General features: G+C 47.3%; 13 protein-coding genes. 4 read left to right on the top strand and 9 right to left on the bottom strand.

Features of this window, described 5'->3' with window-relative positions; genetic code table 11:
- Positions 1–27: 27 nt before the first annotated feature.
- From C558_RS32355 to C558_RS0103435, 3 genes are all read right to left on the bottom strand, one after another.
- The gene (locus tag C558_RS32355) at positions 28–1365 is read right to left on the bottom strand and encodes a histidine phosphatase family protein (RefSeq protein WP_018754832.1); all 1338 of its coding nucleotides are present in this window, start codon (positions 1363–1365) and stop codon (positions 28–30) included.
- A 697-nt stretch (positions 1366–2062) separates the two neighbouring features.
- Entirely contained in the window at positions 2063–3010 is a 948-nt protein-coding gene (locus C558_RS0103440) for an acetylxylan esterase (protein ID WP_018754831.1), read from the bottom strand.
- Positions 3011–3031: 21 nt separating this feature from the next.
- Positions 3032–3931 (bottom strand): DMT family transporter, encoded by a 900-nt coding sequence (locus C558_RS0103435; protein ID WP_018754830.1) that lies wholly within the window; start codon positions 3929–3931, stop codon positions 3032–3034.
- Between the two features lie 164 nt (positions 3932–4095).
- Between C558_RS0103435 and C558_RS0103430 the strand changes: the two genes are divergently transcribed.
- Positions 4096–4671, top strand: coding sequence for a TetR/AcrR family transcriptional regulator (locus C558_RS0103430; protein WP_018754829.1), 576 nt, complete (start codon positions 4096–4098; stop codon positions 4669–4671).
- Between the two features lie 35 nt (positions 4672–4706).
- The gene (locus C558_RS0103425) at positions 4707–5837 is read left to right on the top strand and encodes a cytochrome P450 (protein WP_018754828.1); all 1131 of its coding nucleotides are present in this window, start codon (positions 4707–4709) and stop codon (positions 5835–5837) included.
- A gap of 68 nt (positions 5838–5905) precedes the next feature.
- Here the strand turns inward: C558_RS0103425 and C558_RS32350 are convergent, their stop codons facing one another.
- The 6 genes from C558_RS32350 to C558_RS0103395 all read right to left on the bottom strand — a co-directional run bounded on the left by C558_RS32350 (position 5906) and on the right by C558_RS0103395 (position 15754).
- Entirely contained in the window at positions 5906–8713 is a 2808-nt protein-coding gene (locus C558_RS32350) for a bifunctional diguanylate cyclase/phosphodiesterase (RefSeq protein WP_018754827.1), read from the bottom strand.
- A 222-nt stretch (positions 8714–8935) separates the two neighbouring features.
- On the bottom strand, positions 8936–10240 hold the full coding sequence (locus C558_RS0103415) for an L-cysteine desulfidase family protein (RefSeq protein WP_018754826.1): 1305 nt from the start codon (positions 10238–10240) through the stop codon (positions 8936–8938).
- A 160-nt stretch (positions 10241–10400) separates the two neighbouring features.
- Complete coding sequence (locus tag C558_RS0103410) at positions 10401–12506, bottom strand: alpha-galactosidase (protein WP_018754825.1); 2106 nt, start codon at positions 12504–12506, stop codon at positions 10401–10403.
- Between the two features lie 25 nt (positions 12507–12531).
- Positions 12532–13356 carry a carbohydrate ABC transporter permease gene (locus C558_RS0103405; protein WP_018754824.1) on the bottom strand — a complete coding sequence of 275 codons (825 nt, stop codon included), beginning with the start codon at positions 13354–13356 and terminating at the stop codon, positions 12532–12534.
- Positions 13353–14228 (bottom strand): carbohydrate ABC transporter permease, encoded by an 876-nt coding sequence (locus tag C558_RS0103400; RefSeq protein WP_018754823.1) that lies wholly within the window; start codon positions 14226–14228, stop codon positions 13353–13355. Before C558_RS0103400 ends, C558_RS0103405 begins: the two co-directional genes overlap by 4 nt.
- Positions 14229–14422: 194 nt before the next feature.
- Complete coding sequence (locus C558_RS0103395) at positions 14423–15754, bottom strand: ABC transporter substrate-binding protein (protein ID WP_018754822.1); 1332 nt, start codon at positions 15752–15754, stop codon at positions 14423–14425.
- Positions 15755–15902: 148 nt separating this feature from the next.
- Between C558_RS0103395 and C558_RS0103390 the strand changes: the two genes are divergently transcribed.
- Together C558_RS0103390 and C558_RS0103385 are read left to right on the top strand one after the other, a co-directional pair.
- Complete coding sequence (locus C558_RS0103390; RefSeq protein WP_018754821.1) at positions 15903–17762, top strand: sensor histidine kinase; 1860 nt, start codon at positions 15903–15905, stop codon at positions 17760–17762.
- Positions 17725–19281: a response regulator gene (locus C558_RS0103385; RefSeq protein ID WP_018754820.1), complete on the top strand. Its 1557-nt coding sequence runs from the start codon at positions 17725–17727 to the stop codon at positions 19279–19281. The genes C558_RS0103390 and C558_RS0103385 overlap by 38 nt, the downstream gene beginning before the upstream one ends.
- The last annotated feature ends 29 nt before the right edge of the window (positions 19282–19310 follow it).

Below are 19310 nucleotides of genomic sequence, written 5' to 3'. Positions count from 1 at the left end.
GTCAAATGACCTGTCCTCTTCATCCTGCTATTCGTGTCCTAGTACTTTCTTCCCGTTCTCGACATAACTTTGATCGCCAACTTTGCCTACTTTGAACTCACCATTCTCATACTCAATGATAGTCAAGCTGGAGTTCGGCAAAGCCTTCATGCCCCAAGCTTTTGGATCGAGTGCATTGACGAGGCTCACGGTGGACATCCCATGGGTTACGACCATAATATTGCCATTCGCATCTTTGTATTTCGCCGCAACACTGCTCAGGAAATCCTTGAACCGATCCACAACCTCTTGCGTGCTCTCACCTCCCGCTTTCTTGTAGATGTTCGGGTTCGTGAGCATATCCGGGTTGGCCTTGAAGATGTCCTCCCCCTTCATGCCTTCCCATTCACCATAATTAAATTCTTTGAGGCGTTTATCGAGCTGCAGCGGAAGATCCCGTCCGTCAAGGGCTAACATGCCTGTATCGACGGCGCGTTCGCTCGTGCTGCTATAAGCGGCTAAGAACGGAACGTTCTCCAGACCTTTGCCCAAATATTTCGCAACTTCAATGCCTTCCTTCGTAAGCGGAGAATCGGACCACCCTTGCATCAAGCCTTGCACATTAAAAAGGGTCTCGCCATGTCGTACGAAATAGAACCGAAGCTTCTTCTCGCCCTTCTCGGCATAGCTCATGTCGCCCACCTTGAGCACTTTAAACTTGCCGTCTTTCCACTGAATCGTCGTCACGCTGGAATTCGGCAGCGCCTTCATACCCCATGCATTCTTATCTAACGCGAGAAGGAGATTCACCGTCGCCATGCCATGCGCTACGACCATCACATTGCCGCCTGTCGACTTATGCTTCTCCGCAATGTCTGTGAGCGCTGCCGTCATCCGGTCAATCACTTCCTGTGTGCTCTCACCGCCCGCTTGCTTGAATACGTTCGGGTTCGTTAACATATCCGGATGCTTCTTCAGGATGTCTTCACCCTTCGCGCCTTCCCACTCGCCGTAGTTAAACTCCTTCAAACGCTTATCCGTCGTGAGCGGAATACCTCTACCCTTCAGCGCAATGTTCGCCGTATCCATCGCGCGTTCGCTTGTGCTACTGTATGCTGCTACGAATGGAATATCCTTCAAACCTCTGCTTAAATTCTCTGCGACATGGATCCCTTCCTCGGTTAATGGCGCATCCGACCATCCTTGCATCTTGCCTTGGACATTGAACAGCGTCTCCCCGTGACGTACGAGGTAGAAGGTCACTCCCTCATTCTTCTGTTCCGCTGGCTTAGTCGCCGCTGCTGTCGCTGCCGATCCCGCTGTAAATGTCGTGAATAGAAATGCCGCCATCATGATAGACAACAATCGCATCATGTTCTTCTTCATTGTTGATCCCCTCTCAACAGATAATTAGAAAGCGTTTACAATTGTTATTATAGAAAAGAACCTTCTACACACAATATCCATATTTTATGGTGTATTAGGGCAATTTTTATCTATTTCTTTATCCGATCTGAAGGGGACACTAAAGAGCATAAATAACGACTGTGGGGGCTGGTGACGATGACGCGGAATGCATCGGAGTGATTCTTAACATCTGAGCTAGGGTTAACGAACCGTACAAGTCTTATTAGGTATAAATCGCGTGATCTATCATTCTAACGAATCTCAGAAGCGTTATTCCTTGCAAAAAGGGATTATTTCGTCCTTGGAAAACTGAATAGCGCTTATTGAGTTCGTTAGATTTGATTTAGCTTCATTTTCGCTGATATAAGAACATTATGGTTCGTTAGAGAGCTCCACATGAGGAGTAACTAGAATCACGCTGCGTTACCCCTTCATCCCGCTCCCATTCTAGCTCTGCTGTCGGCCACGCTTACATGCTCCAATGCCCCTATGATCCTCGTTTCATAATTGATTTCTTGCTGTGTTCGGTACTCTAGAGCACATGATTCGATACCATCGAAATCCCTTTATATCATTTGAGGATCTCAATGGATGCATCGCCGCCATAAAAAAAGCCTGCTGGGATTCCCCTTGGAGGGAATCAGCAAGCTTTCGCATAAAGAAGTGCAAGAGATGATTAACCGCGTAAGAAACGAATGATTTTGCCGAAATGATCGCCGCTCGTATGATGACCGTTAAATGGATAGACATGCATTTCCTTCGGCGATGTTATTCGGTTATAGACCGCGAAGACGGTCTCGGGCTGGCAGATCGGATCTTTCAATCCAACCGACATGAAGATCGGCTTCGTGAGACGATCCGTCAGATTGAGAATGTCGAAATAACTGAGCGTCCGCATGACTTCCTGCAAATGTTCAGGGTAAGTCATGACAAAGGATGCCGCCTCTGACAGCGAACCGACAGAATTGAAAATGCCAAAATCCATATGGCACATGTTCGGAATATCTGCGATGACTTTGCATGGGATATCACTTAGTGCCGACGTGATCAGCGCGAGTCCTCCGCCCTGACTTGCCCCCGCGACAACAATGCGTGAAGCATCGACTTCCGGCTGCTGCTTAGCCCATGTGAGCGCCTGAAGCGCATCGACGGTAATCGCTTGGTAATAGCTCTGTTCGGGAGCGAGAAGTCCCTGTGTAATCCATCCTTTGGTCATGCCATACGACTGCGGCAGCAGGTTCCCTGTCTCGCCGCCTTGCCCACGCACATCTATCGCAAAGACGGCAAAGCCCATCATCAGCCAGTTCGCATAGTTCTCGGGTACGGATTTACTTCCATGATAACCGTGATAATGTACGACACAAGGAAGGTCCCGTGCGTCTACTCCAACGAAGTTCGGCAGGATGTACCACCCGTGAATCGGTGTCTGATCATAGCCTTCGTAAGTGACCTTGTATGTTGTCATATATGGGGAGAGGCAAGTTACCTGCTCCCGGCGATCATTCAACGGTTTCTGTGAGGCGAAGTGTAAGGTACGTTCCCAGAATGAATCCAGATCCTCTGGTGCCGTCTGATCCGGCATGTATTGATGCAATTCAGCAAGCTTTTTCTCGATAAAATTCATCGTGACCATGACCTCCAATCGTTACTCTAGTAACGCAATCTCCTTCTTCTTACTCGAATAATTCACACAATAAATGCTGATGACAATCAAGACCAAACCTAGCAGTAAGGAGTAGGTAAAAGGTTCATGCAAGAACACCGTTCCCGTAAGGACCGCAATGAGTGGAACCAGGAACGTAAAAGATGCGACCTTGCTCGCCTCTCCCGTATTCATCAGATGAAAATAGATTACAAAAGCGATCGGAATCCCAAGGGTCGCGCCGAACCCCAATCCTATGAGATAGGTTCCGTTCCATGTGATACTAGACCAGCTTTCAACCCCCGTACCGAGCGCCGTTAATAGGCCCCCACCGATCATAAATTGAAAAGCGACCATCCACATGGAATCGACCTTCCCGCTCTCTTTCTTGACGTAGATCACGCCGAGCGCCCAACTGATTGCAGCTAATAAAGCCAAGGCTACGCCCACGAAGGAGACTTGTCCTGTGAAGCTGCCTGAGCTCACGGCCAAGATCCCGATAAATCCGATCAGAAGCCCTGCGACTTTGACGAATGTCATCCGCTCACCCAGCCACATCCATGCGAAGAGACCTATCAATACCGGCTGAAAATAGACGAGCACGGAGAATAAACCACCCGGCAAGTAGATGAGCCCCACCGTCTGCAGCCCGTAGAAAAATGCAGCATTTAGTAGCCCTGAAATGACGTACCGGAACCAGTTCTCACGCCACTTCAATTTTTTCCACGTCGGCAGTAAGAAAAGAGTCAGTAACAATCCCCCTAGGAATGAACGCATCCCTGCGAATAAAATCGGCGGCGTATAGTGCAGCGTTACTTTATAGATGGACCACGATAACCCCCAGATCAAGACTAGAAATGCAATCGATAGAATTGTTTTTGTTGATGCTTTCGTGTGAGCCACGTGATGCGCCTTCTTTCTCTCTGTTGTACCTCCATAACTATACTCCTTTTTTAAAATTTTTCTAGCGTCTGGCAGGATGGATTGACTATAATTTTCCAATGAGATATCATTGAACTGACTAGTCAGTTCAACTTAATCAAGACACGTAGAGAGGCTACCAACCCATGAGTAGAATCAAAATTATTCAAGCAGCAGAAGCTGTATTCTCTGAACACGGGTTCCACCGCGCAAGTATGGATGAAATCGCTCTACGGGCGAATGTCGCGAAGGGAACCCTGTACTATCATTTCAAGAGTAAATCCGAATTGTTCAAGACGATCGTCGCCGATGGATTGACGGAACTAATGGATCGTGTCCATGCGGATCTCTATGCGGACCTCCCCCTCGAGGAACAAATCATGCGGATCATTAAGCATAATCTCGATATTTTCTTAGAGTCGAGCGGCTTCGCCCACATCGTATTCAACGAATTATCCAATGGGCTCGATCCGGAGGTACTGGAGGAAGTGCGGAAGATGCGGCTGGATTACATTTATTTCGTCGCCGATAGCCTGGAACAATCTCAACGCTCCGGTGTCATGCGTGATGGGAACTGCAGGCTCGCTGCATCCGCGCTGATTGGCATGATCGACAGTGGATGCAGGTATTACATGAATCATCAGGATGAATTAACCCGGGAACAGCTGGAGCAGTTTATGTACACGACGATGACGACAGGCTTATTCCTGACCACAACGTAAACCCCTATTCTGATCAGAAGGCGCTGGTGAATACTATGGAATGGTTAAAGGCAAACAATGAATTAATCCCGTTATCTTGGTTCGAGCAAATGCGGTCGAATACGCCCGTATCCTTCAACGAGGAGTACAATAACTGGGATGCATTTCGGTATGAGGATATCAAAGCCATGTTCACGAATCATGAAGTCTTCTCCTCTCAGTTGAACGACACCGTAAGAGAGCCGATCGATGCCAGCATTCTCTTCCTTGATCCACCGAAGCATAGGCAGCTTCGCATGCTCGTCTCGCGGGCTTTTACCCCGCAGGTCATCGAAGCTCTAGGTCCTAAAATCACTGCTATCTCCCATGAGTTATGCGATCAGATCGAGCAGCGCGGCAGCATGGATGTCGTCCATGACTTCGCAAGTCCGCTCCCGATGATTGTTATCGCCGAAATGCTCGGGATACCCGCTGCGGATCGGTTACAGTTCAGGGAATGGTCCATCGCACTTGTCGGAAACGACTACGAGGCCTTCGTAGCATGCCAACAAGAGATGAGTGAATATTTCACCGCCATTGCCAATGATCGGCGTACAGCACCACAGCAAGACCTCATTAGCAGCCTCGTTCATACCCATGTCGATGGCGAACAGCTGACTGACCTTGAGATCATTGGATTCTGCGTGCTGCTGCTCGTGGCAGGAAATGAGACGACGACCAACTTGATCTCTTCGTCGATGCTCTGCTTCGATAGTGAACGAGACGCGCGGGATCAGCTGATGGCGGACCCTACCCTCTTCCCGCAAGCGATCGAAGAGGTGCTTCGCTACTGCTCACCGGTTCAAGTCACGAGCCGTAAAGTGAAGCAAGCAACAGAGCTGCGCGGGCATTCACTGCTCCCGGGTCAACAGATCAACATCTGGATCGGATCGGCGAACCATGATCCAGACGTCTTCGAATCACCGAATACATTTAACATTCATCGTAGCCCTAATCCACACTTGGCCTTCGGGCACGGCATCCATTTCTGCCTAGGTGCGCAGCTAGCCAGACTGGAAGCTAGAATCGCGCTGCGAATCCTCTTCGAACGCTTCCCGAATTTCCGACGTGATCAGCGTATGACGTTAGAACGAGCGGATAGCACGATGATCTTCGGGCTAAAATCCTTGCCATTCTTCATCGCATAAATCGAAAAGGGAGACCGCTCCGCATTCGGAGGGTCTCCCTATTGTCATGATGAGCAAGGATCATGGCCTCATCTGACCTCAACCATACTTCTAATGAAATACTGTTCCATTTCCTCAACTGACAAAGGCTTGCTGAATAGGTACCCTTGGACTTCATCACAAATTTCATCGCGCAAGAAATGCAGCTGCTCCTCCGTCTCAACGCCTTCCGCTATGACCTGTAAATTCAAATGGCGAGCCATCGAAATAATCGTCGAGACGATCGCTTTATTATTCAGGTTCGTCGGCATATCGCGAATAAAGGACTGATCAATTTTTAGCTTATCCAATGGGAAATTCGTTAGATAAGATAATGAACTATACCCGGTTCCAAAATCATCAATGGCGATATGGACGCCCAGTTTCTTGAGCTTCTCCAGCGCATCGGTTGAACGCTGAACATCCAGCATCGTACCTTCCGTGATCTCAAGCTCCAAATAATCCGGCGCAAGTCCAGTTTCTTCAAGAACATTCTCCACGAATTGCACCAGGTTCTTCTTCAAGAACTGACGGGCGGATAGATTCACAGCGACACGCATCGGCGGGAACCCTTGAACCTGCCATTCTTTATTCTGTCTGCAAGCGGTCCGCAGCACCCATTCCCCAATGGGAACGATTAACCCCGTCTCTTCGGCATGTGCAATAAATTGATCCGGCGGGATGATGCCTTTCGTCGGATGATTCCAACGGATAAGCGCCTCCATCCCTGCAATCGATCCGTCCTTCATACTAATCTGCGGTTGATAGTAGAGGATTAGCTCCTTATTCTCTAACGCACGATTCAATTCGTTCTGAAGGAATATTTTCTGATCGGTTACCAGCTGCATCGCCGGCGCATAGATCCGATAATTGTTCTTTCCTTGCTCTTTGGCCGAATACATCGCCGTGTCTGCACGCTTCATAAGCGTTCGCGAATCGGCTCCGTCATCGGGATAACGCGAGATTCCGATACTCGTCGTGACATAGAGCTCATGCCCATCGATAAGAATCGGCATTTCGATCAAATGAATGATCTGATCGGCGATGTGAAGGGCTTCCTGCTCTGTAATATCTTCAAGAATAATCGTAAACTCATCGCCCCCAAGCCTGGATACGACGCCATTCCCTTCCACACACTGAAGGATTCGGCCCGCGACCTCCTTCAGCAGCAAATCGCCGAAGTCATGTCCGAGCGAATCATTCACCAGCTTGAACCCGTCTAAATCCAGGAACATCACGAAAGCTTCCCGCTGCTCTTCCATTGCCGTAGCAACCGCCTTCTGGAGCTTCTCTTCGAAATATCTACGGTTCGGCAATCCTGTTAGTGAATCGTGATAGACCATATGGTTGATTTTCTGTTCCGCTAATTTCCGTTCGGTGATATCTCGGATAATGTTCGTAAAGAATATTTGATCCCCCGTCTTCCACGAGGCAAGGGAGAGCTCGAGCGGGAACTCCGTACCATCCTTCCGTAATCCAACTAATTCAACCGTTGCTCCAGTGACCTTTGGAATCTCCGTGTGGACGAATCGTTCGACACTACTCTCATGCGCGGAGCCGAATCCTTCTGGAATGACTGTGGATAGTGGCTTACCTAACACTTCATGCTCCTGATACCCGAACATGGTCTCGGCGCCTTTATTCCACGAGATGATCATGGAGCGATCATCAGATATGATAATCGCATCTGTGGCCGATTGAATGACGGAGCGCAATTTCTCTTCCGATTCCTGCAGCTCGCGTTCGGTCTGCTTCCGCTTCGTGATGTCCCGAACGATCATGAACACGCCTGCAATCTCTTCATGGAGAAATACAGGAACGGGCGTTATGCTCAGGTCTAATGTGTCCCCATGGCGATTCGTCATCACCGCTTGACACTTCTGTGCTTCACCTTGAAGAGTCCGCTCATAACAACGTTCCAAACCCGCTACATCTTCCGGGCGGCACATTGATAAGAACGCAGTGAACGAGATCTTCTGCTCACCTGTTATGACAGTGGCCCTTGGATTCATATTCACGAACCCACCATCCTTCGTAAAGGACATGACCCCGTCTAAATTATGTTCAAATAAAGAACGATACCGCTCATCGCTCTCCATCACTTTTCTCGTCTTCGCCGTCAATACTTGATCGAGGTACGCCGTAACTAACGTCGCACTCAGAATGATTAACGTCACAATACCGATCACATAGCCCATAAGCGTAAAATTCATCGACATCGATGAATGATCAATATGGTCATGATGCGAGACAAAGGTCGTCGCATACATGCCCGTATAGTGCATACCTGCAACGGCCGCCCCCATGACACATCCGCTTAGCAGCTTAATGAGCGTGCCCATGAGATTACTGCGCGCTGTGCGCAGCTTGAATGTAATTAGCAAGGCAACAGTCGATACCAGAATCGCCATCAGAATCGAGACCACGAACCAGAATTTGTTATAGTGGATCGTGGCAGGCATGTCCATCGCGGCCATTCCCGAATAATGCATCGACGCAATCCCTGCCCCCATGAACAAGGAACCTATCGTCAGACGGCCTATCGTAAGCCGCTTACCTGTCACGACATATAAGGCAATACCGGAAGCAACGATCGCATATATAATCGAGATGAAGACTTTCATCACGTCATAATGAACCTCGATTGGCAGATGCATCGCCAGCATAGCAATGAAATGCATTGACCAGATGCCGAGCCCCATGGAGCAAGCACCGCCGATCAACCAGAACAAGCGGCTTTTCCCGCGCGCATCATTCACATGCCGCCCTAAATCGAGTGCCGTGTAAGATGCTATGACCGCAATCAAATAAGATACAATAACAAGCGCCACACTATATGTCTGCGTTAATTTCTCCATAAGATTTCCCCTATTGAACGATTGGTGATTTCGGTAAAATCCGACATCAACCCACTGACTTTACCACAATTCCCCTGGCAAACCAATCCCTTTTTTGTCCGAATATTTGGACTATCCGTATACCTAAAAATCCTGAAAGAATCAACAATGTTGACCCTTCAGGATTCCTATTCGAACTTCTATTTCAGATCAACATCGAACAAGATCAAGGCGATCTTTCGCTTATTCATTATCTTCTTTGCGTTTATTCAGCATCATGTCTAGTATGAGTTCATCCATCTTCAAGGAGCCTTCATTCCCAAGTCGACAGAAGTTATCGATACTCTCGTCCAATCCCTCACCAATGATCCCGTTCGTTCCAGGAACCCTCATGCCAGACGTCGCGAGTAATGCGGATTGTACCGCTGCTCCCGTACAAGTCGATACTTTCATGGCACAGCCTGCCTTCGCGCCATCACACAGCATCCCGGTGACATTGCCAATTACGTTCTGCATCGCAAATGACATTTGATTCACATCACCGCCCAGCAAATACGTTATGGCTGCCGCCGCACTCGCTCCTGCCACCGTCACACCGCACAGTGCAGATAGGCGCCCAAATTTGGATTTGATCCAGATCGCGAGCAGGTGGCTAAAAGCTACCGCGCGAATCATTTTTTCTTCACTGGCTTTTATTTTCTCAGCGACAGCGACGACTGGCATCGTGACGGCAATCCCTTGATTCCCGCTCCCCGAGTTGGACATCACCGGCATCATGACGCCAGCCATTCGTGCATCCGATCCTGCTGAGGTGAGCGCCATCGCATGCGTAATCACATCATCCGATAGTAGCCCTTTGGTTACGTTCTCTTTGAGAATCTTCCCGACTTGGAGACCGTAGCTCTCCTTCAGTCCCTCCATGCAAATCGCTCGGTTTAACGTAATACTTTCTTTTACCAGCTCCAGATCGTCAAGAGATATGTCCTGAATATATTGATAAATCCGCTCAAGGCTCAACTGGCTGTATAGATCGGATTCTTGATCTTCTTGTTCATGATAGTATTCACATGCTTTAGCGAAAATCAAATCATCCCCGACTTCTATACGCGTAATATTCGTATGCACATCTTCGATGATGACTTTGGCTTGTTCAGTCGCACTATGCACGCATAGCTCGATATACAATTTTTTCGGCGAATCCGTTAGCTTTATTTGTACTTTATTGGCTGCGATGAAGGCTTCAGCCTTACCCTCTGCCTCAGCAGGAACACCCGTCAGCACTTCGAGCTTGCGATTCGGATCCCCTGCGATGGCTCCCAACGCCGCGACGAAATCAATTCCCGTCTGCTTCATACCAGGAATCCCAACGGCCATCGCATTCTTCATCACATTCGAGCTGATCGTCACATCCATATGCGTCATTTCACCGTGCACATGACTTCTCGCGACGGACGCCGCCCATGCAATCGCAACCGGCTCGGTACATCCTAGCGCAATGACAAGCTCTTGCTGCAGCAGCTGCGTAATTTGCTCATTCAGATTCGTCATGGTACCCACCCTGTTCTTAAATTTTCTACCCTCTATATGGATCATAAATTATTATTCATCGCTAATCGACATCTTTTTTCTAAAATAACGAAAAACCCTGTTGGTTCAGAGCATCGAATCCATCAGGGCGTATCTGAAATTGTGTTATTATCCGGGCTTTCTAGTCCTGTACTTGGACCAGTCTGATCATCGCACTATCATAGTCTCCTGTTAAGCTTAGAAGTATACCTCGCGACATCCAGCCTTGCCCGCTTCGGACTTCGCCCGTTTCTTCATTTCGATACGGTATGAACGGCTCCAGTCCGCGCAGTCTCACGGGAAGAGCGGGATGTCCGAATTGCTGTGCATGCCGGAACACGAACACGACCGCTTCCTGCCCATCCCTCCCTACGTACTGCACCAAAGTAAGATCCGACTGCTCTGGCGGGGAAAGCCGATAGCAGAGCCCTTCCTGAACGATAGGCCGTATGGCTTTATACTGCGCGATATAACCTGCGGCCTCTACCATGTCCTGTTCGGTCAGATGGTTCAAGTTCATGCCGATGCCCAGCGTTCCCATCATGGCACAATGAAAACGGAACTTAAGAGGAATTCGGCGTCCATTCATGTAGTTCACCGGTTCGGTCACCCAGCATACCATCGACTTCGCCGTATACGCGTGCGAGTATCCCCATTGAATCCGCAGCCGGTCAAGCGCATCGGTGTTGTCACTGGTCCAGAACTGATCCGCGAACCGCATAATCCCCATGTCTACGCGTCCGCCGCCTCCAGCGCATGACTCAAACTGCACATGAGGGTGCTTTTCCTGCAGCCGCCGCCAAATATCATAAAGCGCGTTCACATGTCGTACCCAGATCTCACGATCGCGGCCATCTGGCGCGCCCGGCCAACCCGGCTCGCTAAAGTAGCGATTCATATCCCATTTGATGAACGAAATGGCATGTGTAGACAGCAATTCATCAACCGCGTTATAGACAAATGCCTGCACATCTTCGCGGGCTAAATTGAGAACAAGCTGATTTCTGCCCTCCGTACGCGGACGATCCGTGAAGTGATAGACCCAATCCGGATGCTGCCTGTACAGGTCGCTGTCCGGATTCACCATTTCAGGCTCGACCCAGATGCCGAAGTCCATGCCAAGCGACGTGACATCGTCAATGAGCGGCTGCAGCCCGTTCGGAAACTTGGTCTTGTTCACATACCAGTCCCCTAAACCAGCCTTGTCATCATTGCGCTTACCGAACCAGCCGTCATCGACAACGAAGCGTTCAACGCCAAGCCGCGCAGCCTTTTCCGCAAGCTGCTTCTGGTTCTCTTCGTTCACATCAAAACTAGTCGCTTCCCAGGAGTTATATAGAACTTTGCGAAGCTGCCCGCTGTTGCGTAAAACGTGCTTTTGCTGATAGCCATGCAGCTTGTGGCTCGCATCACCGAACCCTTTGGTGGTGAACCCGCCCACGCTCACGGGTGATACGAAGGTTTCGCCCGCTTCCAGCAGCCAGCGAAAATCAAAGTCATGAATACCCGCCGCGATCTGCAGCGTTTGATACGGTGTTCGCTCAGCGACAATCTTCCAATGGCCACTAAAGGCAAGTCCTCCAAAATACACAAGACCGTATTCTTCCGTCGTGTCGCCAAAATCAACGGCAAAAAACGGATTATTGTTATGTCCCGTAATGCCTCTGCGGGCTTCAATTACTTTTTTCCCCTCTTGAAGCATTTCCCGGCGAAGCTGCGTCTCCGCCCCCCAATGACCTGTCAGATACGTTATCCTATAGGATGGATACACAGGAAGATGCCAAATCGCGCTCATCACCTGCTCGATATTCACCGGGCCCTCGCCTGTATTCGTCACTTCCACCGATCGCTCAATCACATCAAACTCGTCATAGATGCGGTAACTGACCGTGACTTGCAATGACTTTAGAACATCTTTCAAGGCAATTCGCAGTGTATCCCCTTCGATGCCGGCCCCGTCAAACGTGAGGACGAGATCCCGCGTTCGATCTGCAAATTCGACCTTTAAGCCTGGCTCTGCAAAGCTTCGTTTGCCCCACGGCATACATTCTTCCCTGCTGTTGCCTTCCTCCGGCTCCCAGATCCAGGCATGCTGACCTGCCGTGCTCGGATACTCGTCCAGCAAGTTCAATGGCTCGCCCCAATATAGATGCTGAAGCGCTCCGCTTTCATCGACACCGATGGCATAATCGGCATGGTTTGTCCGTAGGACCCAAGCTTTTCGCTCAGGTATGGTGAATATTGACATCCTCAGTCCCCCTTTTTCCAATACATTACCCTTTCACAGCTCCCGCTGTCATCCCCGAAATGATATATTTCTGGCCTAGCACATAAACCGTCAGAATGGGAACCAAGTTGATCAGCATCGCTGCGGATACTAGATTCCACGAACTAATATATTGACTGAAGTAATTATACATGGTCATGATCATTCCCCATTTGCTTGAAGAATTCAAAAAATAAAGGGGAAGCACAAAGTCATTCCAGCAGTTCAAAAAGTTAATAATCAGCGCTGTCACCGACACAGGTTTCATCAGCGGGAAAATGACCCGGAAAAACAGACCGCTCCCTCCGCAGCCGTCAATCACCGCCGATTCATCGAGTTCTTTCGGGATTCCTCCGACAAAGCCGTAAAACAGGAATACGGTAAAGGGAATGAACGTCGCCGAATACAGCAGGATGATGCCTGTAAACGTATTAATCATATGAAGCATCTGCAGTACTTTCATGGTGGTAATATAGTTCATCGGCACAATTAAGCCTATGAGAAAAAGGATATATACATATCGATACAGTCTCGTTCGATTTCTGGTCATGACGAAGGCTGCCATCGAAGAAGTAATGATCGTAATCACCGATGTAACGGAAGAAATCAGCAAGCTGTTACCAAACGAGCTGAATATTTTCCCATCCTTAAACACAGTTATAAAGTTATCAAAATGAAATGAGGTAGGCAGCTTTAAGCTCATCGCAGCCGATTCCGTCACATTTTTTACGGAGTTCAAAAGCAGCATAGCGATAGGAACAAGGATCACTAGACTTAAAATCCACATGCTAATCTCTTTCAAGCCGTTGATCGTCGCAGTTCTTCTCGTCATCTCCCGCTCACCTCAGGTCGTGTAAATATTTTTACCAGGCCAATAGAAATGACCGCCAAGAACAAAAATAAAATGACGCCCAGCGCAGTGCCATATCCGTAGGTTCCTAACCCAAATTGGTTGAATATCGTTAAGTTAATGACTTCAGAAGCCCTTCCCGGACCGCCATTGGTTAAAGCGAAAATAACATCGAACACCTTTAAACCCGAGATCACATTCAGCATCATATTGATGGTGATGGAGGGGATTAAGAAAGGTATAGTGACTTTAATCAGTTTATTCCAATAATTAGCGCCATCCATATCAGCTGCTTCGTACATATCTTTAGGCACCATCTGTAAACCTGCCAGAAAAATGACCATATTAAAGCCAGACGCTTTCCAGATCTCAACGCCCATACTGGACCAGATCGCAAGCTTGGGATCGCCGATCCAGGACTGACTGAACGCGCCAAGGCCAATCGCTTCTAGAAATCCATTTAGAATGCCGGTGTCGGGGTTATAGATTTGTTGAAAAATAAGCCCCACAATTAAATTAGAAATCACGACGGGCATGAAGAAGATCGTTCTTAAATAATTTTTGGATTTCACGCCTTCGTTCAGCATCAATGCCAGTCCTAATCCGATAACCGCTTTTAAAATCGATGTGACAATAGCAAACATAAGCGTGTTATAAATGAACCTAAAGTTCGACTTATCCGTAAAAACCTCTATGAAATTGTCCAGACCTATAAATTTCACTTGATCGCTCATGGCATTCCAGTTCGTCAGCGAATAATAGAATCCCATAAGATTGGGAACTAGAAATAATACAAAAAATAACAAAAATGCAGGAACGATAAATTTCCACGAATACAGTTTTGATGCATACATATGGGTTCCCCTCTCCGAAACTTATGCCCACCATCCAAGCATAAACCCTACGGCGTCCTTTCAAGGACACAAAGCGTTTAAGCGAGAAATATAAGAGTAAATAAGTCATTAACAAAACTTATAATTCTTATATTTTGTACAGGCGAAGGATGCCCAGTTTCATAAGCCGGACATCTTCGCCTTTATCTATTTCATTACTTGGCTGTCGCACTAAACAATTTTGCTCGGTCTTTATCAATAGATTCCAATACTTGCTTAGGCGTTAATCCTCCCAGCATCATATCCTGAATGTATTTGCCGACTGTCGTATTGTCCCAATACAGCACGCCGTATTCCATATCCATTCCATCCCCGCCAGGTGCATTTTCAAGGAGCGATTTTCCGCTCGCTGTCGGCTTGGCCGGCACATCCGTGAAAGAAGGCGCAGGCTGAATATCAGGGCGAGCTTCGTAATACTTCTTCAAATTATCAGGTCTAGCCAAGAAATCAAAAAATGCTTTTACACTATCCAGGTTCTTCGAATCTTTGTACGCTACACGCATGTTACCGCCGGCAGAATGTGAGAACACGTTATTTCCCGCCATAGGGATTGGAAACATTTTCCAATCATTTGCGCCCGAGTCTGCAAATTTACCAGCTACCTCATTCTGATAAGAAGTATAGCCCAGGAATGAAGCCGCCTGCTCTTTACCCATCGCTTCATAGCCGGAATCCCACGTGTTCGATATCGGATTCTTACCAAAATAACCTTTGTCATACATCTCTTTAAATTGAGTCAGGAAAGTTTCAAATTCCTTAACATCTGCATACTTGATCTGATTCGAATTTAATTTCTCATACAGACCAGGATTGTTTTTCTCGGCAATTGGTCCCATTTGCGATAACCAAATGCCCCAATGCCAAGCTTCTTTACCTACTTCATAGACAGGCGTAATGTTATTTGCCTTCAATGTATCCAACGTTTTCGTAAATTCATCAAATGTTTTAGGCACTGTCAAATTATTTTTTTCAAATATTTTCGTGTTGTAAAGCATTCCCCATCCGTCTACGGACCAGGTCATGAAGCCCATGACCTTGCCGTCGATGGTGCTGCCCGCTTTGGCATATGGCACATAGCGAGATACCCACTTCTCATTCGATAGATCCGCGAAATATTTGTCCGGAAGGAACTTTTGGGCACCAACTCCAGCACTAACCATGAAAATATCCGGTGCTTCACCCGATGCAAGCTTCGTTTTGAGAACATTCGCATACTGATCATCTGGAATGACTTGCATGTCCACTTTAATTCCCGTTTCCTGTGTAAATGCTTCATTAAGTTCTGAATCGATTTTGGAGCCCTTGTTCAACCAGTTTTGTGAACCTACGAACGTAATCGTAATATCTTTCTTAGGAGCAGCAGCCTGTTCTTTGTTGTCTCCCCCGGTTGGCTGATCCTTTTGCGTGGAACACCCTATTAATCCGGAAATACTGAGGAGTGCCACGAGGGTTACAGTGAATAATTTAAGCGGTTTCAAACGGTGCATTTACAAACCTCCCTTTATTTATTATTGTGTTGTTGTACGGTACATTCTTATTATTAATCATGGATAGCGTGAAAGGGAATGAAGAATAGTGACTGCATGATGTGGATAAAATTGACCACTGCGTTTGCATGATGGGAGGATTAGACGAATGAATCGAATCAAAACGGTGCAAGCCAAGCTGTTTTTGGTATATGCTGGCCTTATTACATTCATCATCGTCATTTTTTCGGCTTCTTTTTATTTGTATGTTTCCCGAACTTTAGAGCAAAAAGCTTCGGAATCCATTCATCAGCTGTCCCTGAACATCTCCGATAAATTTGATGCTGAGCTTCGCAGCATGGATGCGATTGCCGGGCGAATCATTACATCCGACAATCTACGAACCTATTTTTTTGAAAACGCAGATAATCCCTCCAAAGAGCTCTATAACAGAAGGAATCTCAATAATACCTTATTTTCAATTACCGGTTATCCGTTCCAGTTCTATCAAATTCATATCTTTGGCATAAATGGAAGATTCATAGAATTTGGCAAAAACTTCGATGTATTGCAGTTATCTCCCGAAACATTCATAACCAGAGCCTGGATTCATGACACGCTGGTTGAGGATGGACGCAGGGCCATCATTCCTCCGCGCAAGAACGATTGGGATCATACGAACACAACGGTCTTGTCCCTCAACAGGGCCTTTACCGAGGTTTTGGGCGAACCGCTTGACAGCATTGTAGAGGTTCAGCAGGACTACCGCATTTTCGAAAATATTGTCAACCGGTCAATTGCGATTCCTGGGGAAGAAACTCCTCCTTCGACCAAGGTATATGTGTATGACAAGCATGGCGCTTTGATTTATCCATTTGAAGGTTCGCTGCTTCCAACCGAGACCCATTGGAAAGAGGTCAGCAAACTTGCAAATTCAAGCGGGATCTTGAAACCTTCATCTCTATCAATGATTCACGACACATCATCCACTCCATCTTCCGAAATTGTCGCTTACTCACGATCCGAATTCAGCGGCTTGACGGTGCTGCTCGTCGAATCTGAAATCGCTTTATTACAGCCTATACAAGCATTTCGCAATCAAATCATTCTGATTGGCATTGCCGCACTACTGCTTACGATGATGTTGACCTATTATGTGTCCAGAGGACTGACGACTCCCCTCAAAGCCATTCGAAAATCGATTGCTAGCTTGAATCTGCAGACGCTCCCGCCCCAAAAAATGCCGGACACTCCCTCTCATCTGAATGAGCTTGAGGAGCTAAAATCGGCTTTTGTACAGATGTGCGAAAGACTCGAAACGTCATTGCAGGAAGCCGTAGAGGCGAGATCCCAGGAGATTAAGGCGCGAATGCTGGCCCTGCAGGCTCAGATGAATCCGCATTTTCTATATAATACGCTGACCGTCATCAGCATCAAAGCAGACAACAATCACCAACAGGAAATTGTAAAGATGTGCAGCGATCTTTCTGGCATGCTAAGATACATTGCGGTTGAGGGATCGGCTCCTGTCACGATTGCGCAGGAAATGGACTATACCCGGAAGTACCTGAACTTAATGAAGACCCGCCATTCCAATCATTTTACCTGCAGCATCGATGTCCCCATGGAGATGAATCGGATCCGCGTTCCAAGACTCATCATCCAACCCCTTGTTGAAAACTGTTTTAAACATGCTTTTAACAAAAGACCCCCTTGGCACATTCACATTGAAGGGAAAATGAGTGATGTCGGGTGGGAGATCGTAATTACGGATAACGGGATCGGCTTTGATGAGCAGATGTTAACGGATATTGCTGCAAAAATTGAACATTTTGAACAACCCAAGGAAGACCATGACCCTCATATCGGACTATTGAACATAAATCATCGATTAAAGTTATTTTATAATGACCAAGCCGTCTTTCAATTATTGAACACTTCCGAAGGTGCAATGGTACGGATTGGAGGACCCTGTTCAGAGGAGGATGTCAATGCCGAGAGATCACGCATTCAAAGTCTTGATTGCTGAAGACGAACCCATTATTCTGGAGCACATTGCGGAAAAAATAGAACAGATCGACCCCAGCTTCCAAGTCGTCGCCACAGCGATGAACGGGGAAGACGCGCTGGAGCTTGTGAAAACCTATCAACCGGATGTCCTGTTTACCGATGTGAAAATGCCGCTGATGGATGGGATTGAATTAACGCGTCAGGTGAAAAAGCTCTTTCCCGAAGTCCATATCGTTATACTGAGCGGCTTCGATAATTTCAGCTTTGCGCAGCAGGCGCTAAAGCTTGGTGTATTTGATTATCTTCTGAAACCGATGACCGGAGAAAGCCTGCAAGACACACTCGATGAGATCAAGATCAAACTCGAACAGCGCAACATGATCCAAGAAAGGAACATCATTACGCAAGATTTAAACGGACTTGGGCCGAGTCTATCTGTTCCCTCTACCTTAGAAAACAGCAAATTAATGCTGTATCTCATCTGTCTTGGCAATCTGAACAGGCACACCATGGATGAAATGGACGTGCATCACATCAACAGGATCTGGGACATGGTAGAGTGGACACAGTTCATCAATGAGCATCTGGCATCTGCAGCAAAATGGTGGGTCATCGATGATAAAAGCTGTAATGTCAAGTTTCTCATCATGACATGGAACCCTCATGAAGCGACGACGAATAGGACCATTGAGATTCAAAATGGGATTACCACCTTTATTCAGCATGGGATTCCCGTCACCCTCTGCACACACAATGAGCCTGTCCACTTTATCAATTTATGGGAAACTGCTCAGGAACTTCGAAAATCGCTCAATAAAGGTCTTATTCCCTGTCAATCATCGATCATTTTAACTCACGACACAGAGCCACTGCAGAGACGGATCAGCCATTTAGATCCGGTTACCACAAGCACAATAGAAAGGTTTGTTGAACAAAGAAAATTTGATCCGCTTATCCAGGAGCTCTCACGTCTTTTTGAGGCATGGAAGCCACAAAAATTTACGCAGGATCAACTTGAGAGATCACTGATTCAGCTGGCCAGACTCCTATTCGAACCTCAGGATGATCAACCTAAACAAACCACGGCTGCGATTGAATCAGGCATTTATCATATCGTCGCCGCTGCCAAGGATATCGATGAATTATATCAGGACGTTCTACGGCTGCTCATCCATCACTTGCCCACGCAAAGGAAGCTTGATTCGGCTGAGGAACTGTATACCATGCTGGAGGATTACATTCGTTTGAATTTTACCAAAGCCATTAATGTGGATCATTTGGCACATAAATTCCAATTTAACGCCTCCTATATCATTCGGGTATTCAAGAAATATAAAGGGATTCCTCCACTGCAGTATCTCATTTCACTGCGGATTCAAGAGGCCAAGCGATTGATCGAACACAACCCGGATATGGACTTCAAAGATATATCCGAAATTATCGGTTATACCGATCAGCATTATTTCAGCCGTGTATTCCGGAACTGGACCGGATTAAACCCTTCTGAATATTGGGAATCCATTCACAAGAAGGGATAGATTCAAGCTAAAAAGGTGCTCCTCTCTTT

This window comes from Paenibacillus terrigena DSM 21567 (assembly GCF_000374845.1).
GTDB lineage: Bacteria > Bacillota > Bacilli > Paenibacillales > Paenibacillaceae > Paenibacillus_K > Paenibacillus_K terrigena.
Note: the sequence above shows the minus strand (reverse complement) of the source record. Positions and strands in the feature narration are given on the sequence as shown.